At 65.7% G+C, this 21749-nt stretch carries 23 protein-coding genes; 10 read left to right on the top strand and 13 right to left on the bottom strand.

Going from position 1 to position 21749, the window contains the following annotated elements; translation table 11 throughout:
* Positions 1-15 precede the first annotated feature (15 nt).
* Both cysE and FIU91_RS13790 read left to right on the top strand, forming a co-directional pair.
* Complete coding sequence (cysE, locus tag FIU91_RS13795; protein WP_152462911.1) at positions 16-834, top strand: serine O-acetyltransferase; 819 nt, start codon at positions 16-18, stop codon at positions 832-834.
* 101 nt (positions 835-935) lie between these two features.
* Positions 936-2093, top strand: a complete 1158-nt coding sequence (locus FIU91_RS13790) for a DcaP family trimeric outer membrane transporter (protein WP_172975012.1) — start codon at positions 936-938, stop codon at positions 2091-2093.
* Between the two features lie 69 nt (positions 2094-2162).
* Here the strand turns inward: FIU91_RS13790 and FIU91_RS19800 are convergent, their stop codons facing one another.
* Genes FIU91_RS19800 through FIU91_RS13765 form a run of 5 tightly spaced genes read right to left on the bottom strand, consistent with a single transcriptional unit; the run spans position 2163 to position 6577 of the window.
* Positions 2163-2657, bottom strand: coding sequence for an E3 binding domain-containing protein (locus FIU91_RS19800; protein ID WP_371418178.1), 495 nt, complete (start codon positions 2655-2657; stop codon positions 2163-2165).
* A complete protein-coding gene (locus FIU91_RS13780) occupies positions 2654-2908 on the bottom strand; it encodes a hypothetical protein (protein ID WP_093009718.1) in 255 nt (84 codons plus the stop codon). The genes FIU91_RS19800 and FIU91_RS13780 overlap by 4 nt, the downstream gene beginning before the upstream one ends.
* Positions 2905-4197 (bottom strand): pyruvate dehydrogenase complex E1 component subunit beta, encoded by a 1293-nt coding sequence (locus FIU91_RS13775; RefSeq protein WP_152462908.1) that lies wholly within the window; start codon positions 4195-4197, stop codon positions 2905-2907. Before FIU91_RS13775 ends, FIU91_RS13780 begins: the two co-directional genes overlap by 4 nt.
* The gene (locus tag FIU91_RS13770) at positions 4187-5143 is read right to left on the bottom strand and encodes a thiamine pyrophosphate-dependent enzyme (RefSeq protein WP_152462907.1); all 957 of its coding nucleotides are present in this window, start codon (positions 5141-5143) and stop codon (positions 4187-4189) included. Before FIU91_RS13770 ends, FIU91_RS13775 begins: the two co-directional genes overlap by 11 nt.
* Before the next feature lie 60 nt (positions 5144-5203).
* Positions 5204-6577, bottom strand: a complete 1374-nt coding sequence (locus FIU91_RS13765) for an L-serine ammonia-lyase (RefSeq protein WP_152462906.1) — start codon at positions 6575-6577, stop codon at positions 5204-5206.
* Between the two features lie 183 nt (positions 6578-6760).
* On the opposite strand from FIU91_RS13765, the gene rpiA reads away from it, so the two are divergent.
* The 6 genes from rpiA to FIU91_RS13735 all read left to right on the top strand — a co-directional run bounded on the left by rpiA (position 6761) and on the right by FIU91_RS13735 (position 13423).
* Entirely contained in the window at positions 6761-7549 is a 789-nt protein-coding gene (gene rpiA / locus FIU91_RS13760; RefSeq protein ID WP_093009420.1) for a ribose-5-phosphate isomerase RpiA, read from the top strand.
* A gap of 193 nt (positions 7550-7742) precedes the next feature.
* Positions 7743-9224: an FAD-dependent oxidoreductase gene (locus tag FIU91_RS13755; protein WP_152462905.1), complete on the top strand. Its 1482-nt coding sequence runs from the start codon at positions 7743-7745 to the stop codon at positions 9222-9224.
* Between the two features lie 63 nt (positions 9225-9287).
* Positions 9288-10451: an FtsH protease activity modulator HflK gene (gene hflK, locus FIU91_RS13750; protein WP_152462904.1), complete on the top strand. Its 1164-nt coding sequence runs from the start codon at positions 9288-9290 to the stop codon at positions 10449-10451.
* Positions 10451-11596: a protease modulator HflC gene (gene hflC, locus FIU91_RS13745; protein ID WP_152462903.1), complete on the top strand. Its 1146-nt coding sequence runs from the start codon at positions 10451-10453 to the stop codon at positions 11594-11596. Before hflK ends, hflC begins: the two co-directional genes overlap by 1 nt.
* Before the next feature lie 10 nt (positions 11597-11606).
* Positions 11607-11795: a DUF2065 domain-containing protein gene (locus FIU91_RS13740; protein WP_152462902.1), complete on the top strand. Its 189-nt coding sequence runs from the start codon at positions 11607-11609 to the stop codon at positions 11793-11795.
* Positions 11796-12019: 224 nt separating this feature from the next.
* Positions 12020-13423, top strand: coding sequence for a Do family serine endopeptidase (locus FIU91_RS13735; RefSeq protein ID WP_254702112.1), 1404 nt, complete (start codon positions 12020-12022; stop codon positions 13421-13423).
* Between the two features lie 61 nt (positions 13424-13484).
* Here FIU91_RS13735 and FIU91_RS13730 read toward each other — a convergent pair whose 3' ends face one another.
* Entirely contained in the window at positions 13485-14030 is a 546-nt protein-coding gene (locus FIU91_RS13730; protein WP_254701968.1) for a peptidoglycan-binding domain-containing protein, read from the bottom strand.
* A 39-nt stretch (positions 14031-14069) separates the two neighbouring features.
* Positions 14070-14459 (bottom strand): OB-fold nucleic acid binding domain-containing protein, encoded by a 390-nt coding sequence (locus FIU91_RS13725; RefSeq protein ID WP_093009414.1) that lies wholly within the window; start codon positions 14457-14459, stop codon positions 14070-14072.
* A gap of 112 nt (positions 14460-14571) precedes the next feature.
* Here FIU91_RS13725 and FIU91_RS13720 point away from each other — a divergent pair, with 112 nt between their 5' ends.
* Positions 14572-14895, top strand: coding sequence for a 2Fe-2S iron-sulfur cluster-binding protein (locus FIU91_RS13720; protein ID WP_093009413.1), 324 nt, complete (start codon positions 14572-14574; stop codon positions 14893-14895).
* Positions 14895-15617: a VCBS repeat-containing protein gene (locus FIU91_RS13715; protein ID WP_152462900.1), complete on the top strand. Its 723-nt coding sequence runs from the start codon at positions 14895-14897 to the stop codon at positions 15615-15617. The genes FIU91_RS13720 and FIU91_RS13715 overlap by 1 nt, the downstream gene beginning before the upstream one ends.
* 2 nt (positions 15618-15619) lie before the next feature.
* Here the strand turns inward: FIU91_RS13715 and FIU91_RS13710 are convergent, their stop codons facing one another.
* The 6 genes from FIU91_RS13710 to pheS all read right to left on the bottom strand — a co-directional run bounded on the left by FIU91_RS13710 (position 15620) and on the right by pheS (position 21675).
* On the bottom strand, positions 15620-16507 hold the full coding sequence (locus tag FIU91_RS13710; RefSeq protein WP_152462899.1) for a cation diffusion facilitator family transporter: 888 nt from the start codon (positions 16505-16507) through the stop codon (positions 15620-15622).
* Between the two features lie 120 nt (positions 16508-16627).
* Entirely contained in the window at positions 16628-17050 is a 423-nt protein-coding gene (gene mscL / locus FIU91_RS13705) for a large conductance mechanosensitive channel protein MscL (RefSeq protein ID WP_093009411.1), read from the bottom strand.
* Positions 17051-17157: 107 nt separating this feature from the next.
* A complete protein-coding gene (locus FIU91_RS13700) occupies positions 17158-17607 on the bottom strand; it encodes a YtoQ family protein (protein ID WP_093009354.1) in 450 nt (149 codons plus the stop codon).
* A 65-nt stretch (positions 17608-17672) separates the two neighbouring features.
* Positions 17673-20069, bottom strand: coding sequence for a phenylalanine--tRNA ligase subunit beta (pheT, locus tag FIU91_RS13695; RefSeq protein WP_152462898.1), 2397 nt, complete (start codon positions 20067-20069; stop codon positions 17673-17675).
* A 69-nt stretch (positions 20070-20138) separates the two neighbouring features.
* On the bottom strand, positions 20139-20423 hold the full coding sequence (locus FIU91_RS13690; RefSeq protein WP_093009352.1) for a YrhK family protein: 285 nt from the start codon (positions 20421-20423) through the stop codon (positions 20139-20141).
* Positions 20424-20601: 178 nt separating this feature from the next.
* A complete protein-coding gene (gene pheS, locus FIU91_RS13685; RefSeq protein WP_152462897.1) occupies positions 20602-21675 on the bottom strand; it encodes a phenylalanine--tRNA ligase subunit alpha in 1074 nt (357 codons plus the stop codon).
* Between the last annotated feature and the right edge of the window lie 74 nt (positions 21676-21749).

Raw genomic sequence — 21749 nt, 5'->3', positions numbered from 1 at the left:
GCAAAGGAGACCGCGATGGCCGAGACCAAGACCAACCTCAGCGAATTCGATCCGGTCTGGAGCCGGATCATGGACGAGGCAGAGGATGCCGTGCAGGAGGAGCCGCTGCTGGGCGGCATGGTCCATTATTCGGTCCTGCATCACCCGACAATCGAGCGCGCTCTGAGTTACCGGATCGCCGTGAAACTGACGTCGGGCGAGATCTCGGAGCAGATCCTGCGCGAGATTTGTGATGAGGCCTATGCGTCCGATCCCGAGCTGGCACTGGCTGCGCGGGCCGATATCGTCGCTGTCTATGAGCGCGATCCGGCCTGCCATCGTTTTCTGCAGCCGCTTTTGTTCTTCAAGGGCTTCCAGGCGCTGCAATCCTACCGGGTGGCGAACTGGCTCTTCCGGCAAGGTCGGCGCGATCTGGCGTTCTTGTTCCAGATGCGCTGCTCTGAGGTGTTCGGCGTCGACATCCATCCTGCGGCGCATATCGGGCGAGGCATCATGATCGACCACGCCCACTCCATCGTCATCGGCGAGACCGCGCGCGTCGGCAACAACGTCTCCATGCTGCATTCCGTCACGCTGGGCGGGACCGGCAAGGAGGAAGAAGACCGCCACCCCAAGATTGGCGACGGCGTCCTGATCGGTGCTGGGGCGAAGGTGCTCGGTAATATCCGAGTGGGCTCCTGCTCGCGGATCGCGGCCGGCTCCGTGGTGCTCGACGAGGTGCCGCCCTGCAAGACCGTCGCGGGCGTGCCCGCGCGCATCGTCGGCGAGGCCGGGTGCGACCAGCCGTCGGTGAGCATGGATCATCTGTTCGGCGGAACAGCGCCGGATCCATAAAAATACGCCACCAATAGTCACGTTTTCTTGAAAGGTCTGTGCGCGGCCGTGAGCCGCGCCACGTCACCCGCTGTCCGAAACGAAATGACAGTGGAGACGACGTGACATATTCCAATTCCCGCAAGACCTTCCCGGCCGCGACCGCGGTTATCGCCCTGACTGCCGGCCTCGGCGCGCCGGCCTTCGCGCAAACCACCGACGCCCAGCGGATCGCCGAGCTTGAAGCCCGCGTGGCGGCCCTCGAAGAAAGCGGGAACGAGCCTTTGTCTTTCGGTCTCGGGCCGAACACGACGCTCGAATTCTACGGCTACTTCAAGACCGATTTCATCTACGATTTCGACTATGATCTCGGGAACACGACGTTCGGTCTGGTGAGCATCGGGCCGGGCGGTTCGGATGACGGTGGCTTCACCGGCACCGTGAACCAGACGCGCCTCGGCTTCCGCACCACGACGCAGACCGCGCTGGGCGAACTCGGCACGCAAGTTGAACTCGACTTCTACGGCGCGGAAACGGCATTTTCCGATGGCGAGGCCGAGCCGCGCCTGCGCCATGCGACCGCGACACTCGGCGGCTTCCGGGTCGGCAAGTACTGGACGACCTTCATGCCGCTCTCGTCCTACCCGTCCACGCTCGATTTCCAGGGCGTCGTCGGCATCCCTTTCGCCCGGCAGGAACAGCTGCGCTATACTCACGAGTTCGGAAACGGCTTCGTCGGCGAGGTCGCGATCGAGGATCACAACACCGGCAGCGAAGATCCGGTCTTCGTGGCCGCGATGGCCTACGACACCGACCCCCTGCTGCTGCGCCTCTCGGGCATCACCGGCACTATCGACGACGAGACGGACGATGACGAGAACTTCTACGGCGTCAACGTCTCGACCTCGGCGCAGCTCTGGCAGGGCGCGACGTTCGATGCGGCCTATACCTATGGCGAAGGCATCGCGTCCTATTTGGTGTTCCTCGGTGACGACGTGGACGCCAACGGCGATCTGATCGAGGTGGAATCCGCCTATGCGGGCCTCACTCAGGAAGTCGGCGAGAAGTGGACCTTCCGTGGCATCTACGGCGTTCGCGAGAACAAGAGCGGCGCGCCGAACGGTACCGAACGCCTGCGCTCGGTTCACCTCAACGCGGAATACCAGCTTCTCGAGAACGCGACGCTGGGCGTCGAGTACTTCAACGGGGAGCGCGAGGAATTCGGCGGCGACACCTACGACACCGACCGCATCCAGACCTCGTTCCAGATCAACTTCTGATCCTCGCAGCCTCGGGGCGCGTCGCGCTCCGGGGCTTGATCGTGTCGGGTCGGCAAGGCCCGGCCAGTCTCAGGCCGGATCGCCAAGAAAGCCGGCGATCCGGCCGAGAAACGCCGCCGCATCCTCGATTCCTATCGCGCCGGGCGCGACCGACAGGGTCAGCGTGACGCGCGCATCGTGGCTTTCTCCGACGCCGAGCGCGGCGTCTTGTCCGGCAGGCACCGGCGGATCAAGGCTTTCGATCCCGTAGGAGCTCAAGTCGATCACCTGGACAGGGCGTCGCGTTGGCGGGGCCGCGTCTTGGATGAGGGCCTCCAACAGGTCCCGGCGCGAGACATCCCGCGCGACCTCGTGCGCCGCGACTGCATCGGCCGGGACGGTGACGCGCAGGATGATGGCGTGAGCGGTGCCGAAGGGCCCCGTCTCGGTCGCAGCGACCCGCCTTCCTAGGTCCGCCGCGACGACCCTGCCACCCGGCCCGCTGCCTTTCATTTCGGCGAGATCGAGACCGCGCTCGCTCGCAAGCCGCCGCGCGAGGGGAGAGGCGGCAACACGCACCGTCACGACCCTCCCTCGGTCAAGGTCACGACGTCGAACGGTGCGTTCGGTGTCTCCCCGCGCGACAGCTCGGCCACGGCGCGCGCAATCGCCCTGCGATGCGCGGCGATCCATTCATAAGCGTCCTGGTGGCTTGGCCGCGCGCCGGGACGCAGGCTCTCCATCAGGAATTCGGGGACAAGCGCAACGCAGCCCTCGGCGCGCACGCGATAGGCCTCGGCCCCCGCATCGCGGCCCAGAACCTCCACGACGCTCATGTGTAGAGCACCGCGCGTGCGGCTTGCAGCACCGCCTCGGCCCCGGGCAGCGCCGCATCCTCGAGCGCACCGGCATAGGGCAGGGGCGTGTCGGCTGCCGCGACGGTTGCAACGGGTGCGTCGAGATCGTCGAACGCCTCCTGCATGATCGTCGTCGCGATCTCCTTGCTGAAGGAAGCGACCGGCCAGCCTTCCTCGACGATCACCGCGCGGTTGGTCTTGCGAACACTTGCCAGCACGGTCTCGCGATCCCACGGACTCAGGGAGCGCAGGTCGATCACCTCGGCCTCGACACCCTCGCCCGAAAGCGTGTCCGCCGCCTTCAACGTCGCGGCCATTGCGACGCCCCAGGAGATCAGCGTGACATCGGCGCCCTCGCGCCAGATCCGGGCTGCACCGAGCCGCGCGGGCTCCGCTTCGTCATCGGGCAGCGGAAAGTTCTGGCCATAGAGCCGCTCGCTTTCCAGAAGAACGACCGGGCCCGGATCGCGGATCGCTGCGACAAGAAGGGCATGGGCGTCCTCGGCGGCATAGGGCACGACGACCTTGAGACCCGGAACATGCGCCAGCCATGCGGCAAGGTCATGCGAATGCTGCGCGCCCATGCGCTCGCCGCCGCCCTGCGGTCCGCGCAGAACGAGCGGGCAGATCACAGCCCCGCCCGACATCGCCTCGCTCATTGCAGCGGTGTTGACGATCTGGTCGAGCGCCTGCAGCGCGTAGGAGACGTTCAGCACTTCCACCACTGGCCTCAGCCCGGCGAATGCCGCGCCCGCCGCAAGCCCCATCAGCGCGGAATGGGTCGGCGGCGCATCGACGACGCGCGCCGCGCCGAAGCGCTCGATGAGGCCTTGGCTGACCTTGTAGGCTCCCTGCGCCGCGCCGACTTCCTCGCCGATGAGGAAGACGTCGGCATCCCGCTCCATCTCGTCCGCGAGCGCCCGGCGCAGTGCTTCCCGCACAGTCTGGCGCGGCGCCCCGCTGCGCGGCGTCTTGCGCTGAGATCGGGGAGCGGGCGCATCCGGTACGGGCTCCCGCGCGGCATCTGCGTTCTCTGCCAACACGGCGATCGGGGTTTCGACGGCCACCGGCGCGCCGCCCTCGGCCACGAGAAACCGCTCGATCACGCCGCTTTGCGGTGCTTCGAACTCCATCACTGCCTTGTCGGTCTCGATCTCGGCGATGACATCGCCCTCCTCCACGTGGTCGCCCTCGGAGATCAGCCAGCGGGCGAGCCGGCCTTCCTCCATCGTTGGCGAGATCGCCGGCATGCGGATCTCATGTGCCATCGTGCCGGACCTCCGCAGCGATGTGTGGGGCAAGGTCGCCAAGCGTGGGGCTGTCGCTCGCACGGGCGCGGTCTGCGGCCTCGTTCACCAGCGCCTTCACCTCGGCGTCGATCTCGCGCAGCTCGGCCTCCGTGGCGCCCTCTTCGAGAAGTTTCTCGCGTTCGCGGGCGATGGGGTCGCGCTCGGCGCGCACGCGCTGCATCTCGTCGAGGGTGCGGTACTTCGCGGGATCGGCCATCGAGTGCCCCCGGTAGCGGAAGGTCGCGGCCTCGATCAGCCACGGCCCCTTGCCGGCGCGCACATGCAAGGCCGCATCGAGCGCGACCTCTCGCACCGCGCGCAGGTCCATGCCGTCCACCCGCGAGATCGGGATGCCGTAAGCTGCCGCCCGGTCCGAAAGACGCATGCCCTTGGGCGCGCTTGCCTCGGCATTGTTCTCGATCACGAAGAGCAGCGGCAACGACCACATCGCGGCAAGGCGGTAGGTTTCGGCCACGTGCCCCAGATCGGCGGCGACATCGCCATAGCTGACGACGGTGATCGCGTTGGTCTTGCGGTAACGATCGGCGAAAGCCAGTCCCGCACCCACAGGCACCTGTGCGCCCAGCATGCCGTGGCCGCCGAAAAAGCCGTCGTCGGGGCTGAACATGTGCATCGAGCCGCCGCGGCCACGCGAATATCCCTCCGTCCGCCCCAGTAGCTCGGCCATGATCCGGGCGGGGTCCATGCCGGAGGCCAGCATATGGCCATGACTGCGATAGGAGGCGGTGCGGCGATCACCCTTGCGGAGCGCCGCCTCGAGTCCGGCAACCACGGCTTCCTGACCGATGCAGAGATGGCAATAACCCTCGATCAGGCCCATGCCAAAGAGCTGGCCCGCCTTCTCCTCGAAGCGGCGGATCATCAGCATCTGCCGGTAGCCGGACACATCCGTCTCGGAGGTCATGCGTCGCCTTTCGCCTCACTGAACCAAGGCGAGGTTACGAGCGCGGCGATACGGGGGCAATCAGCAATTGGGCACGTTCACCGCGAGCCCGCCGAGCGCGGTCTCCTTGTATTTCTCGGACATGTCCGCGCCGACCTGGCGCATCGTTTCGATGCAGGCGTCGAGCGGCACGAAATGCTGCCCGTCCCCGCGCAGCGCCAGCGAGGCCGCAGAGACCGCCTTGATCGCGCCGAGCCCGTTGCGCTCGATGCAGGGCACCTGGACAAGGCCCTTCACCGGATCGCAGGTCATGCCGAGATGATGCTCGAGCGCGATCTCGGCCGCGTTCTCCACCTGCTCGGGCGTGCCGCCCATCACGGCGCAGAGCCCGGCCGCCGCCATCGCCGAGGCCGATCCGACCTCGGCCTGGCAACCCGCTTCCGCGCCCGAGATGGAGGCGTTGTATTTGACAAGCCCGCCGATCGCGGCCGCGGTCAGAAGGAAGTCGGGCAGCTTCTCGCGGCTCGCACCCGGCACGAAATCGAGCCAGTAGCGGATGGTTGCGGGCACCACGCCCGCGGCGCCATTGGTCGGCGCGGTCACGACTTGTCCGCCCGCGGCGTTTTCTTCGTTGACCGCCATCGCGAAGGTCGAAATCCAGTCGTTGATCGTGTGCGGCGCGGTGAGGTTCAGCCCGCGTTCGGCCTCGAGGGACTCGCGGATCGCGCCCGCGCGGCGGCGCACGTTGAGACCGCCCGGCAAATGGCCGGTGCCTTCGAGCCCGCGGTCGATGCAGCCTTCCATGACTTCCCAGATGCGGGCCACGCCGGTATCGAGCGCCGCCTGCGGACGGCGCGACAGCTCGTTGGCGCGTTTCATCTGCGCCACGGACAGGCCCGAGGCGCGCGCCATGTCCAGCATCTCGGCGGCGGATTTGAATGGGTAGGGAACGGCCGGGCCGTGATCGGTATCCTTCCCGGCGGCAAGCTCCGCCTCGGTCAGAACGAAACCGCCGCCCACCGAGTAGTAGGTTTCCTGCAGGAGCGTATCGCCCTGCGCGTCGGTCGCCGCGATCCGCATTCCGTTGGCGTGACCGGGCAGGGCCTCGTCGTAGTCGAAGACGAGATCCGATTTGGGGTCGAAGGCGAGTGTCGGCAGACCCTCGGGCGTGACGGTCTTTTCCTCGCCGATCCGGGCCAGCGCCGCCTCGGCCTCAACCGCATCATAGGTGTCGGGCGCAAAGCCGGCGAGACCCAGGATGACCGCGCGATCCGTGGCATGACCGACGCCGGTGAAGGCGAGGGAGCCGTGCAAGGAAGCGCGGACCCCGGCGAAACGGTATTCGGAGGCCCGCATGGCGTCCAGAAACCGCGCTGCCGCCACCATCGGACCCATCGTGTGGGACGAGGACGGACCGATCCCGACCTTGAACATCTCGAAGACGGATAGAAACATCGACGTCGGCTCCTGCCTCGTGAACGTACATCCCGGCACGGATAGCCGGACAGGTGCAAGGGGGCCTGACGAAAAGCGGCACATTGTCGATGATTTGAAACATGCGGGCGCAATGGGTGATTGCCTCTCGCACCATGCGCGCCCGCAGCCTATAAGGGCGACGCTGCTAAGAAGGAACGCCCCATGACCGGAGAGCTCTCCCCCATCGACAAGGCCAAGTACGTGGCCGCCAAGACCGCCGCCGACCTGGTCGAGGACGGAATGCGCGTCGGCCTCGGAACCGGCTCCACCGCCGCCTGGCTTGTCCGCTGCCTCGGAGAGATGGTGCGCGAGGACGGGCTCGAGATCCGGGGCGTGCCGACATCGACCCGCACCGCAGAGCTGGCTCGCGAAGTCGGGATCGAAGTGATCTCGCTTGACGAGGCGCGGTGGCTGGACCTCACCATCGACGGAGCGGACGAGTTCGACCCCGAGCTGAACCTCATCAAGGGCGGCGGCGGCGCGCTTTTGCAGGAAAAGATCGTCGCAACCGCGTCCGACCAGATGGTCGTGATCGCCGATGCCGCCAAGGAAGTCTCGTCGCTGGGGCACTTCCCGCTGCCCGTCGAGGTCGTGCCCTTCGGCTGGCAGACAACCCAGGCGCTTCTGGAAGAGACGCTGATCTCGATGGATGTGATGGGCCGGCAAAGCTCGCTCCGCATGAGCGGACAGCGCCCCTTCATCACCGACGAGGGCAATTACATCATCGACCTGTATCTCGGGCGGATCGGCAATCCCCGCCAGATGGCGCTGGTGCTGAACCAGATGCCAGGCGTGGTGGAGAACGGGCTCTTCATCGACATCTGCGACAAGGTCATCATCGGCTACGGCGATGGCCGCGTTGAGACGCGCGACATCAACGAAGGCACGGTCGAGACGGACCGGCTCGATTTCGTCGAGGACGACAACCTCTTCAGCGACCTCGGCGATTGAGGGCATCGGGCGGACAACCCGCCCGCGTCACCGAGGATCGCGCCGTGATTTGCGCGCCGCGCAGGTCTTCCCGCACGCTCCAGCGGTAGGGCATCCGACACCGCGGCCCGGACCCCGCGCCGCACCCCTTGCGTCTGGCCTTCCCGGTCGGCCTGTGATCTACCCTCGGGCGCGACGGCAATAGGGGTGATGCATGAGCGAATTCGACTACGACCTCTTCGTGATCGGCGGCGGTTCGGGCGGTGTGCGCGCGGCGCGCGTGGCGGCCGGTGAAGCCGGGGCCCGCGTGGCGCTGGCCGAAGAGAGCCGCTACGGCGGCACCTGCGTGATCCGGGGCTGCGTGCCCAAGAAGCTCATGGTCTTCGCCTCCGAATTCCACGGGATTGCCGAAGAGGCGCAGGGATACGGTTGGTCGATGCAGGAGGGGACCTTCTCCTGGCAACAGTTCTCGTCACAGTTGCGCGAGGAGCTGGACCGCCTCGAAGGCGTCTACAAGAAGCTTCTCGATGGCTCCAACGTGGAGCGGTTCGATATGCGTGCCAAGCTGCGCGACGCTCACACGGTCGAGCTGGCGGACGGCACCACCAAGACCGCCAAGCACATTCTGCTCGCCAATGGCGGCCACCCCGTGCGGCCTGACATGGTGAATTCCGATCTTGGCATAGTCTCGGACGATATCTTCCTCCTCGAGAACCTGCCGAAATCCATCCTCATCATCGGCGGTGGTTATATCGCCTGCGAGATGGCCTGTATCCTGCACGGGCTCGGCGTCGATGTCTCGCAATACATTCGCGGCGCGCAGATCCTGAACGGCTTCGATGACGAGGCGCGCGGGCTGATCGCGGATGCGATGGAAACGCGCGGGATCGACATTCATACTGGCACCAACATCGTCGAGATGCGCTGCGCCGAGGATGCCGATTACACCGACGCCGATGAAGCGCATATGGGCGCTCCGGTCGAGGACGCGGGCGCGCTGGTGGGCGACAGCGGCATGCGGTCGACCGGCAAGCCTTCGGAGACATCGAAGAAAGGACCGATCTGGGTCAAGTCCACCAATGGCCGGGAAAAAATCTTCGATGCGGTGCTGTTCGCGACGGGGCGCAAGCCCAATACGGATGGCATGGGCCTCGAGGAGGTTGGCGTGAAACTGGGTCGCGGTGGCAAGGTCGAGGTTGACGAATACAGCCAGACCTCGGTGCCCTCGATCTACGCCATCGGCGACGTGACAGACCGGGTGAACCTCACGCCCGTTGCGATCCGCGAGGGGATGGCGTTCGTCGAGACCGTGTTCAAAGGCAACAAGACGCCGGTCGATCATGCCCTGATCCCCTCGGCGGTCTTCACGCAGCCTGAATACGGCTCGGTCGGGATGACTGAGGCGCAGGCGGCCGAGCAGGAGGAGATCGAAGTCTATTGCACCTCCTTCCGCCCGATGCATTCGGCCTTCGCCGGAAAGCCCGACCGGGTGCTCATGAAGCTCATCGTCTCCAAGGAGACGCGGCGCGTTCTGGGCTGTCACATCGTCGCACCGCATGCGGGCGAGATGATCCAGCTCGCCGGCATCGCGGTGAAGATGGGCGCGACCAAAGAGGATTTCGACCGCACATGCGCGGTGCATCCGACGATGGCCGAAGAGATGGTGACGATGCGCCAACCGGTCAGAACAGCTTGAAATATGGCTCAAGCTGCACAGCTACAGTGAAGAGAAATACTGTGTCCAAAGGGAAGGAAGCAGATGGCAGGGAATAGCGGCGGCCCATGGGGCGGCGGCGGCAGCTCGGGAGGCGGCAACAACGGCCCCGAGCGCCCTCAAGGCGGTGGCGGCGGCGGACGTCGCCCGGACAATAACCAGATGCCCGAGATCGACGAACTGGTCCGCAAGGGTCAGGAGCGCCTTCGTGTGCTGATGGGCGGCAAAGGCGGCTCCGACAACGGTGGCGGCTCCGGCGGCGGTGGCGGCGGCTTCAGCCGCAGCACGCTGATGATCGGCGGCGCCATCGTGCTGGGGGTCTGGCTCTTTTCCAGTTTCTATACCGTCCGGCCCGAAGAACAGTCGGTCGAGTTGTTCCTCGGCGAATATTCGTCGACAGGCAATCCGGGTCTGAACTTCGCGCCGTGGCCGCTCGTCACCTACGAGGTGATCAATGTCACCTCCGAGCGGACCGAGAATATCGGTGAGCGCCAAGGCGCGAACGACGACGGGCTGATGCTGACGACGGATGCCAACATCGTGGATATCGAATTCCAGGTCGTCTGGAACATCAAGGATCCGGCGATGCTGCTGTTCAATATCCGCGATCCGCAACTGACCGTCGAGGCGGTCTCCGAGTCGGTCATGCGCGAGATCATCGCCGCGTCGAACCTTGCGCCGATCCTCAACCGGGACCGGGGTCTGATCGCCGATACGGCGCTTCAGAATATTCAGGAGACGCTCGACGAATACGAATCCGGCATCAATGTCGTTCGTGTGAACCTCGACCAGGCGGACCCGCCAGCCGAGGTGATCGACGCCTTCCGCGAGGTTCAGGCGGCCGAACAGGAGCGCGACCGGCTGCAGCGTCAGGCCGACGCCTATGCCAACCGCGTTCTCGCAGAGGCCCGCGGTGAAGCGGCGCAGACGCTCGAACAGGCGGAAGCGTACCGCGCGCAGGTCGTGAACGAGGCCATCGGTGAAGCCTCGCGCTTCATCTCGGTTGCGCAGGAGTTCAATGAAGCGCCGGAAGTGACGCAGCGCCGCCTGTATCTCGAGACGATCGAACGGACACTCGGTGATATCGACAAAATCGTGCTCGACCAGGAAGCCGGCGGCAACGGGCAGGGCGTGCTTCCCTACCTGCCGCTCAATGAATTGTCGCGCAACCGCGGCAGCCAGACCCAAAGCGGTGGAGGGTCGAACTGATGACAAAACTCAATCTTTTCATCGGTGTCGTCATTCTGGCTCTGGTCGGCATCTTGTCGGCGATCTTCATCGTCGACGAGCGCGAAAAGGCGCTGGTTCTGCAATTCGGTCAGATCAAGCAGGTTCGCGAAGAGCCGGGGATCGGCTTCAAGATCCCCTTCATCCAGGAAGTCGTGAAATACGACGACCGGATCCTGTCGCTGGATACAGAGACCATCGAGGTCACGCCGTCCGATGACCGCCGTCTCGTCGTCGACGCCTTCGCGCGCTACCGCATCGCGGATGTCGTGCGCTTCCGTCAGGCGACGGGCGTCGGCGGTATCCGTGCCGCCGAGGACCGTCTGTCCTCGATCCTGAACGCACAGATCCGCGAGGTTCTGGGTGCAGACCAGGTCACCTCCGACACGATCCTCTCCGAAGAGCGCCGGAGCCTTGCCCTCCGCATTCGCGAGCAGGCTCGCAACGAAGCCAATAGTCTTGGTCTGCAGATCGTCGACGTCCGGCTCAAGCAGACGAACCTGCCGCAGCAGAACCTCGATGCGACCTTCTCGCGGATGCGGGCAGAGCGTGAACGTGAGGCGGCGGACGAGATCGCGCGTGGTAACGAGGCAGCGCAGCGCGTTCGAGCAGCAGCCGACCGGACCGTCGTCGAGACCACGTCGAACGCGACACGCGAAGCCGAGATTGTTCGCGGTGAAGCCGATGCGGAGAGAAACCGGGTCTATGCCGAGGCCTTCGGCGACAACCCCGAGTTCTTCTCCTTCTATCGCTCTCTCTCGGCGCTTGAGCGCTCGCTTCAGCGGGACAACTCGACGTTGGTAATCTCGTCCGACAGCGCCTTCGTCGGTCCTCTCTTCGATGCGATCCGCGCCGATGGTCTTTCGGCGGTGGAAATCTCGGATACCGATATCGAGCGCCTGCGCGAGCTGGCCCCCGAAACCGAGATCTCGCCGGATCTGCCGGACAGCGCCCGCGACCAGATCGACCCGGACGGGGACGGTCAGGGCCCGGTTCGGGACGACGGCTCGCTTGAGGAGCCCATGGACGAGACGACCGACGTGCCGCTCGGTGCCGAGCCGGACGATGGCGAGGCGACACCGGAAGCGACGGATACGCAGGAAAGCGATCCGCAGCCGACGAACTGAGCCGGCGAATATGGACGCGAACATCATCCTGGTGATGCTCGCAGGCGCACTGATCGTGGAGGGGCTGGCCTATGCGCTGGCCCCTTCGCTTGTGGAGCGCCTGCTCGAAGCACTGGCCGCCATGCCGATCGAGACCCGGCGAACGCTCGGTCTCGTGACCGTAGCGACGGGAATCGTCATTCTCTGGGCCGCGCTCTAGCGGGCGTATCCCTCACAACCTCTTGACCCTGCGGATGGGCCTTTGAGCCCGCCGCGAAAGGGCCTATCTTTGCGACAATGGAGGCGCGCTGCCCGGCAGAGGCCGCCCTCGGACCGGATCACAAAAGGGAGACTGCCTTGACCTCTCACGCCCATGCCATCGCCCGTAGGGAAGACGCGCGGCCCCAACCCGCGCTGCGCTATTTCTGGCTCGCAAGCCTGTCGATGGTGCTTATCCTCGCGCAGTCGGTTTTCGCCGCCGCGCAAGGCAACGCGCCGCGCAGCTTCGCCGACCTTGCCGACCGGGTGAGCCCGGCCGTGGTGAACATCACCACCGAAACGATGGTCGAAGGGCGCACCGTGCCGGAAGGCATCGTGCCCGAGGGCTCCCCGTTCGAGGACTTTTTCCGCGAGTTCCAGGACCGCAACGGTCCGGGCGACCGGCCGCGCCGGTCCTCTGCTCTGGGCTCCGGCTTCGTGATCTCTGAAGACGGCTATGTGGTGACGAACAACCACGTCATCGAGGGCGCCGACGAGATCCTCGTCGAGTTCTTCTCCGGCGAGGAGCTGGCCGCCGAGGTCGTGGGCACCGACCCGAACACCGATATCGCGCTGCTGAAGGTCGAGGCCGATGCGCCGCTGCCGTTCGTGACGTTCGGCGACAGCGATGCGGCCCGCGTTGGCGACTGGGTCGTCGCGATGGGCAACCCGCTCGGGCAGGGGTTCTCGGTCTCGGCGGGCATTGTTTCCGCGCGCAACCGAGCGCTCTCAGGCACCTATGACGATTACATCCAGACGGACGCCGCCATTAACCGCGGCAATTCCGGCGGCCCGCTCTTCAATCTTTCGGGCGACGTGATCGGGGTGAACACGGCGATCCTGTCGCCCACCGGCGGCTCCATCGGCATCGGCTTTTCGATGGCCTCGAACGTGGTCACGCGGGTCGTCGACCAGCTCCGGGAGTTCGGTGAGACGCGCCGCGGCTGGCTCGGCGTGCGTATTCAGGACGTGACCGAAGACGTGGCAGAGGCGATGGACCTCGACAGCACCGCCGGCGCGCTGGTGACGGACGTTCCCGAAGGACCGGCGATGGAAGCCGGGATGCTCTCGGGCGATGTGATCGTGCGGTTCGACGGAACGGATGTCGAAGACACGCGCAGCCTCGTGCGTCAGGTCGGCAACACGGCGGTTGGCAAGACCGTGCGTGTGGTCGTCAACCGCGAAGGCGCCACCGAGACGTTGATGGTTACGCTTGGCCGCCGCGAGGAAGCTGAAAGCGCAGAAACCGAGAGCGCGCCCGAGGCAGAGCCCGAAGAGCCCTCCTCTGCCGATGTGCTCGGCCTGACGCTGACGCCGACCTCGCCAGATCTGGCTGAGGAATACAGCTTCGACGAAGGCACCGAGGGGCTGGTGGTGACGGGCGTCGACGATACGTCGGAAGCCTGGGAAAAGGGACTTCGCGAAGGCGATGTCATCACCGAGGCGGGTCAGTCGCCGGTGGCGGAGATCGCCGATCTCGAGGACCGGATCGACGAGGCGCGCGACGCGGGACGCACGTCACTCCTTCTGCTGGTGCGCCGCTCGGGCGATCCACGCTTCGTTGCGCTCAGCATCGACGAAGAGGACTGATCGCAGGCAATATATGTCTGCTTAAGAGGGGGCGGCGCGATCTGCGCCGCTCTCTTTCGTTTCAGGTGTCTGCGTCCTCAAGCTCGACCGCGACAAGCCCGAGGTCTCGCGCCGTCTCCAGCGCGAGCTTGTCGCTGTCGAGCCCGCGCGCGCTTTGATATGTGCGGATCGCGGCGCGGGTTCCCTGGTCGAGCTGACTGGTGATCGCCCCGGAATAGAGCCCGCGCGCGGCGAGCGCCCGCTGCACCGAGGCGATGAATTCGGGGGTGTAGACCGGCGGGCAGGGTGCCGGAAAGCGGAGGACCGTTCCCTCCTGGTCGATCTGGCGCACGCTCGTATTGCGATAGACCGGCGGGTTCACCAGGACGCCGTCCGCTCCGTATTCGGCCGGGATCACCTCGACCTGGCGCGGCACCTCCTTGTAGGTGGGATCGGTGCGTTCGGTCGCAACGCAGCCGCCGCCCGGAGCGGGCCGGGAATCGTCGTCGCCAAGGCCCATCGTGTTGAAATCCGGACGCTGTTCGTCCTCGCCCGTATCGAGCGGAGTGCACCCGGCCGCCCCAAGGGCGGCGGCAAGACAGAATGTCCGCAGAAGGATCGGTGTCATCGGGCTGCTCGGGCCTCGGTTTGTCGCTTGCGCGCAAGCCTACCCGGTTTCGCCGCTCCGTGAAAGCGCCTCGGGCGGATCGAGCAGGCGGTCGAGCAGGGACGAGATATCCTCGATCTCCTCGGCGATGACATGCGTCACGCTCGATTCCCGCTGAAGCCGGCCGGTGACCCGCAGCATCCGCCCCGAGATCACCGCGCGGCGGAACTTCTCGTACATCGCGCGCCAGACGATGACGTTCACGACGCCGGTCTCGTCCTCCAGCGTAAGGAAAATCACGCCTTTCGCCGTTCCCGGACGCTGCCGCAGGATCACGAGCCCCGCCACGGCGATACGCGCACCCTGGGGCGGCTCCTCGAGGCGGCTGGCGACAAGGCAGGAGGGCGGGCGGGGCCATCCGGCCTCGGTGCGGGGCGCGACGATCTGCATGGGAACAAATATAGAACTAATATCGACCGACGCAATCCCGCGCACGATAAGGTCTTTATCCCGCGCGCAGTCTTGCTAGGAAAGACCGGATGAATTTTGAGGAGACAGGATCATGGCGACGATCACCTATGTCGAGCACAACGGAAAAGAGCACGTCGTCGACGTGAAGAACGGCCTCACGGTCATGGAAGGCGCCCGCGACAACGGCATCCCTGGCATCGAGGCCGATTGCGGCGGGGCCTGCGCCTGCTCGACCTGCCACGTCTATGTCGACCCCGCCTGGGTGGACAAGCTGCCGCCGCGCGAGGACATGGAAGAAGACATGCTCGATTTCGCCTACGAGCCCGATCCCGAGCGCTCGCGCCTGACCTGCCAGCTCAAGGTGAGCGACGCGCTTGACGGGCTGCGCGTGCAGATGCCTGAAAAGCAGATCTGATGCGGCCTCTCGCGGCGGCCCTGGTCCTTGCGACGCTCGCGGGTCCGGCTGCCGCGGAGACAATCGTTTCAGCGCGCTACGACAGCCCGACGACGCGCTACGCACATGGTGTTCTGGGCGACGCGGTGGAATACGAAGATTTGGTCGTCACGCTGTCCGGCGGCACGTCTCTTCGCGTGCATTGGGAGGCGCCGATGGTCTTCGAGGATACCGCGCCCCGGCTCGCCGATGTGACCGGCGACGGCACGCCGGAGATCATCACGGTCGAGACTCATGCAGAGCGCGGAGCGCGGCTTGCCATCTGGCAGGTCTCGGAGGGACGTCTTTCGCCACTCGCGCGCACGCCTTTCATCGGACAGACGAACCGCTGGCTTGCACCTGCCGGTGTGGCCGATCTTGACGGTGACGGGCGGATCGAGATCGCTTACGTGGACCGACCGCACCTTGCGCGCGTCTTGCGCCTCCTGCGCCTCGAACGTGGCGGCCTCCGCGAAGTCGCGGCGCTCTCGGGTCTCAGCAATCACCGGATCGGGTGGGACACGATCTTCGGCGGTGCGGCGCTCTGCGATGGACGCCCGGCGCTGGTCCTTTCGGATGCGGATTGGCGCGATGTGCTGGCGGTGAGCTTTGACGGTAACGCGCTCTCGACGGGCCGCATCGGTGCGTTTCAAGGTCCGAACGCGGCGCTGCCCGAAAGCTGCGACGCTCTGCCTGCCCGCTGAGATCAGGTCATCACGATCCCGCTCGCCTTCGCTTTATGCTCGGGCTCGACATGGATGGTCACGGTGCATTCGCTGATCTCGGCCTTGAGCGCGGCTTCGATCCGGTCGCAGATCGCGTGGGCGTCGAGGACGCTCATCTCTCCGGGGACGATCAGGTGAAATTCGACGAAGGTCGCGCGCCCGGCATTGCGGGTCCGCAGGTCATGCGCCTCGAGCGCGCCGTCCGCGTTCTCGTGGATGATCTCTCGCAACCGTGCAAGGTCGGCCGCGGGCACCGCGGCGTCCATGAGCTCGCCCGCCGAGCCGCGGATCACCTTCGCGCCGGACCAGAGGATGTTGACCGCCACAAGCGCCGCCAGGAGCGGATCGAGCCAGAGCCAGCCAGTGGCAAGCGCAAGGCCGATCCCGAGGATCACGCCCGCCGACGAGATCACATCGGTCCAGAGATGCCGCCCATCCGCCCCGAGCGCCGGAGAGGAAAGCCGCCGCCCGGCGCGCACGAGATACGCCGCCCAAAGGCCGTTGACGACGCTGGCGATGCCAGTGATCGCAATTCCGAGAGCCGGTGCGGCGATGGCACGCGGCTCCGCCCAGGCGGCCCAGGCTTCACGCAAAATGAACAGGGCGGCGAGGATAATGAGGACGCCTTCGAGCGTCGCGGAAAACAGCTCCGCCTTGTGGTGGCCGTAAGGATGACCGTCATCGGCGGGGCGCTCGGCGATGCGGACCGCCAGGAGCGCCGCAAGCGCAGTTGCGACGTTCACGATGCTTTCGAGTGCGTCGGAGAGAAGCGCGACCGATCCGGTGACCCACCAGGCCAGCGTTTTCATCGCGAGCACGGCGATGCCCACGAGGACGGAGAAGGCGGCGATCCGTGTCGTCTCGGTCATGGCGGCCTCCTGCGGCATGTCCTGCGAGGCTGATACGCAAGCCATGCCGCGCGCACAACGCCCCACGCATAAAAAACGGCCCGCCACCGGGGCGGGCCGCTCGAGAGGTGCGTCTTGTGGTCAGCGCTTCAGCGCGTCGCGGATCTCGATCAGGATATCGAGCTCGGACGGGCCGCTCTTCACTTCCGGGACGACCTCGTCGGGTCTTTCCGCCGCGGCTTTCACGCGGTTCACCATCTTGACCAGCATGAAGACGACGAAGGCGATGATGAGGAAGTTGATGACGGCCATCAGGAAGGAGCCGATGGCGAAGACCGGCACTCCGGCTTCGCGCGCGGCGTCGAGCGAGCTCTGGTCCGAGCCGTCGAGCGTGTAGAACCACCCGGAGAAATCGATCCCGCCGGTAAAGAGCGCGATGATCGGGTTGATCAGATCGCCGACAAGCGAGGTGACGATCGCGGTGAAGGCCGCGCCGATGATGATGCCGACGGCCATGTCCATAACATTGCCCTTGGCGATGAAATCCTTGAATTCGTTAATCATGTCCCATGCTCCCAGTAGCTGCGGCCCTTTTCGTGACCGCGCACAGGATTACCCCGAAGCAATATGTCGCGCGAGATGTAAATTCGTGGAGCGTTTCGCGAAAACCGTCAGCCGGGAAGTTGGCCCGTCAGTACGTAGCGCAGGATCTCCACCACCTCGGAAGGATCACGGGCAACCGCGGACGCGGCGGCGTCGACTTCCTTCAGCGCATGGTCGTGATCCTCGGGCTGCAGGATGACGAGGCTCTTGCCGAGGGCGGCCGCATAGCCCGCATCGAACGCGGCGTTCCACTGCTTGTACTTGTCGCCGAAGCGCACCACCACGATGTCGGCATCGTCCAGCGCCTTGCGCGTGCGGATGCCGTTCAGAAGCGCGCCTTTGCGGTCATGCCAGAACTTGTTCTCTTCCGCGCCGAGGATCGCCACGCCGCAATCGTCCGAGGCCGCATGGTCGGTGACGGGGCCCGAGAAGGTGACGTCGAGCCCTTGCGCCCCGTCGATGATCTGGTCGCGCCAGTCGGTGTGAATCTCGCCCGCGAGGTAGACGTTGAGGCCCATGTCGCTCTCCCTTGTTGCACCCGTCTTCAGCTATCCCGCCGCAGAGGCCGGACAAGGTGAGGGGGTCAGCCCCGGAGCGTGCCGCCCGTCGCCTTGCCGACCTTCTCGACGATCTTCGCGCCCACGGCCTCGATGTCCTTTTCCTTCAGCGTCGCCTCTTTCGGCTGCATTCGGACGGTGATCGCGAGGGATTTCTTGCCTTCGCCAAGGCTGCCGCCGACGAATTCGTCGAAGACGCGCACCTCTTCTATCAGAGCCTTATCGGCGCCTGCGGCGGCATTCACGAGATCGAGCGCGGCGACATCCCTGTCCACCACGAAGGCGAAATCGCGCTCCACGGGTTGCAGGTCGCTCTGCGCCAGAGCGGGGCGGGTCGACACCGCCTTTTTCGGCATCGGGATCGCCTCGGGCCAGATCGTGAAGCCGACGACAGGGCCTTTCACGTCGAGCGCTTGCAGAATGCGCGGATGGATCTCGCCGAAGACTCCGAGCACTTTCTTGGGGCCGAGGCACAGCACGCCGTGGCGGCCCGGGTGCCACCATGCATCGCCGCTCCGCAGGATCTGCATCTTCGCGGGCGCGCCCATCGCGGACAGAAGCGCCTCCGCGTCGGTCTTGGCATCGTAAAGATCGACCGCACGCGAGGCGCCATGCACATCCTTCGGCCCGGTGCGGCCGACGAGAATACCCGCGAGGCACAGGTTCTGCTCGCCCGGCTCGCCGCCTTCGAAAACATGACCCATCTCGAACAATGCAAGGTCGGACATGCCGCGCGCCTGGTTGCGCGCCGCCGCCTGCAGCAGACCCGGCAGCAGCGCCGGGCGCATGTGGCTCATCTCCGAGGAGATCGGGTTGGCGAGCATGCTCGCGTCCTGTCCACCGCCGAAAAGCTCTGCCGTGGTGCGGTCGATGAAGCTGTAGGTGACGCATTCATTGTAGCCAAGGCTCGCGGCCGTGCGCCGTCCTGCCTGCTCGCGCTTCTGAAGCGGCTTCAGGATCGGGCGCGGGACGCCCGAATACATCCGGGGCAGGGGCTTGCCCTCGAGCTTGGTGAGCGAGGCGATCCGCGCGACCTCTTCCACGAGATCCGCCTGGCCCATCACGTCGGGCCGCCAGGACGGCACATGCGCCATGTCGCCGTCCATGACGAAGCCGAGCGCCTCCAGCGTCGCGCGCTGCGTCTCGGCCGGAATATCCATTCCGACGAGCCGGGAGCAGCGCTCCGTGTCGAGCCGGTAGGCGCGCGCATGGTCCGGGATCTCGCCCGCGACCACCACTTCGGACGCCTCGCCGCCTGCGTGATCGAGGATCATCCGCGTCGCGTGCTCGATGCCGTGCGGCGTCCACTCGGGGTCGATACCGCGCTCGAAGCGGTAGCGCGCATCGGAATTGATCTTGAGCGAGCGGCCCGTATAGGCGGTGCGGATCGGGTCGAAGAAGGCTGCCTCGAGAAAGACATCCGTCGTCGCCTCGGTCACGCCCGACGCCTCGCCGCCCATGATGCCGCCCAGGCTCTCGACGCCGGTGTCGTCCGAGATCACCGTCATGCCGGGCGCGAGGCGGTAGGTTTTCTCATCGAGCGCGAGAAGCTCTTCTCCGCCTTTCGACAGGTGCACGCGCAGATCGCCTTTGACCTTGGCCGCGTCGAAGACATGCAGCGGGCGGTTGCGGTCATAGGTGAAGAAGTTCGTCACATCCACGAGGAAGGAAATCGGGCGAAGACCGATCGCCTTGAGGCTCTGTTTCAGCCAATCGGGGGAGGGGCCGTTCTTCAAGCCGCGAATGAGACGGCCATAGAAAACCGGACAGGCCTCGCGGGCCTCGTCGTCGATCGTGACCTTGATCGGGCTTTCGAACGTGCCCGGGACCGGGTCCGTGTCCCGCGCGATCAGCGTGCCGAGGCCACGTGCCGCAAGGTCGCGCGCCACGCCCCTGACACCGAGTGCATCGGGCCGGTTGGGGGTGATCGCGATCTCGATCACGGGGTCGATCTTGGCAGGGTCGTTCGCGGCGAGCCAGTCGACGAAGCGTTGGCCGACCTCGCCCGAGGGCAGCTCGATGATGCCCGAATGCTCGTCCGACAGTTCCATTTCGCGTTCGGAACACATCATGCCGAAGCTTTCGACGCCACGGATCTTGCCGACCTGGATCGTGGTGTCGATGCCGGGCACATAGGTGCCGGGCTTGGCGAGGACGACGGTGATACCCTCGCGGGCATTCGGTGCGCCGCAAATGATCTGGCGCTCGCCCTCGTCGGTCTCGACCCGGCAGACCTTCAGCTTGTCCGCATCGGGATGCTTCTCGGCGGCGATGACGCGCCCGAGGGTGAAGTCGCCGAGGCGCTCCGCGGGATCTTCCACAGCTTCCACCTCGAGGCCGAGATCGGTCAGCGTCTCGGCGATCTCCGAGACGGAGGCCGTGGTGTCGAGATGGTGCTTGAGCCAGGAGAGGGTGAACTTCATCGCATGCGCCTCGGGGTCGTGGATCGGGTCGGGGATCTCCTAGCGGATCGCAGACGGGACGGAAAGGGCTCAGCCGATCTGGTCGGCCTTGGCGAGCGCGTCGGTCTCTCCGATGCGGTAAAGGTGGATTTCGCGGATCAGGCGCAGTGTCGGCTTCACGCAAAAGAACACCGAGCCGAGGACGAAGCACCAGATCGCCGCGGTTTCGAGCGACTGCCAGAAGAACAGGACCGAGCCCACGAGAAAGAGAAACGCGGCCGCGAAATCGACGGCGGTATGGGCAAGCTCGTAGCGGGCATAGAGACGGCGGGTCTGGTCGGTCTGCTGGCGGTTTTCATGGCGGAAGAGACGCATGGGGTTTCCTTTCGGCAGTGGTCACGCGCTCTTTGTCGCAAAGAGCGCGCGCTTTTCGACGCGAAAAGCGTGCCCGTCCGGTTGGGGTTCCGATTTTCGCCGCAAGAAGCGGTCGCGCGATCCGCTAGGCTCCGGTTTTCGCGTCGAAAACCGGCCCGCACTCCGCGTGCGGAGTGCGTCAGGCCGAAAGACCCCCATGCAGCGTCGGAACGCCGAGGCTCGAAAAGCCGTAATGCTTCAGCCAGCGCAGATCGCTGTCGAAAAACGCCCTGAGATCCGGGATCCCGTATTTCAGCATCGCGATCCGGTCGATCCCCATGCCGAAGGCAAAGCCCTGCCATTCGGACGGATCTACTCCGGCCGCCTGCAACACCTTGGGATGCACCATGCCGGAGCCCAGAACTTCGAGCCAGCCATCCCCTTCGCCGATCTTGAGCTGGCCGTCTTCCCAGGAACACTGGATATCCACCTCGGCGGAGGGTTCGGTGAATGGGAAATGCGAGGCGCGGAACCGCGTCTTGATCCCGTCCACTTCGAAGAAGGCCGCGAAAAACTCCTCCAGCACCCATTTGAGGTTCGCCATCGAGATGTCGCGGTCGATCGCGAGCCCCTCGACCTGGTGGAACATCGGCGTGTGCGTCTGGTCGTAATCGGCCCTGTAGACCCGGCCCGGCGCGATGATCCGGCAGGGCGCGCCATACTTTTCCATGTGCCGGATCTGCACCGGCGAGGTATGGGTCCGCAGAACATGTGGCGGGCGATTGTCGCCGTCGTCGCGGTGCATGTAGAACGTGTCCATCTCCGCGCGGGCGGGGTGATGGCCGGGAATGTTCAGCGCGTCGAAATTGTACCAGTCGGTGTCGATCTGCGGCCCTTCGGCGACCGAAAAGCCCATATCGGCGAAGATCGCCGTCAGCTCTTCGGTGACCTGGCTGATCGGGTGGATCGAGCCCGTCCGCATCGGCCGGCCCGGCAGCGTCACGTCGAGCCATTCCTCGCGAAGCCGCGCATCAAGCGCCGCATCGCCGAGCGCGGCTTTCTTGGCGGCGAGCGCGGCGTTGATCTCGTCCTTGAGCGCGTTGAGCTTCGGGCCCGCGATCTGCCGCTCCTCGGCGCTCATCTTGCCGAGTTCGCGCATCTTCAGGCTGATCTCGCCCTTCTTGCCGACCGCCTCGAGGCGCAACGCCTCTAGCGCGGCCTCGTCCTCGGCCCCGGCAATCGCCTGAATGTACTTGTCGCGCAGATCGTCCATCTCGTCCTCGCAGGCTCGGCCCTTCGCTCTTGCGCGCCTTGCTACATGCGGGCTGCGAGGCGCGCAACTGGACC

This window comes from Roseivivax sp. THAF30 (assembly GCF_009363575.1).
GTDB classification, from domain to species: domain Bacteria; phylum Pseudomonadota; class Alphaproteobacteria; order Rhodobacterales; family Rhodobacteraceae; genus Roseivivax; species Roseivivax halotolerans.
This window is presented reverse-complemented; position numbering and strand designations above follow the sequence as displayed.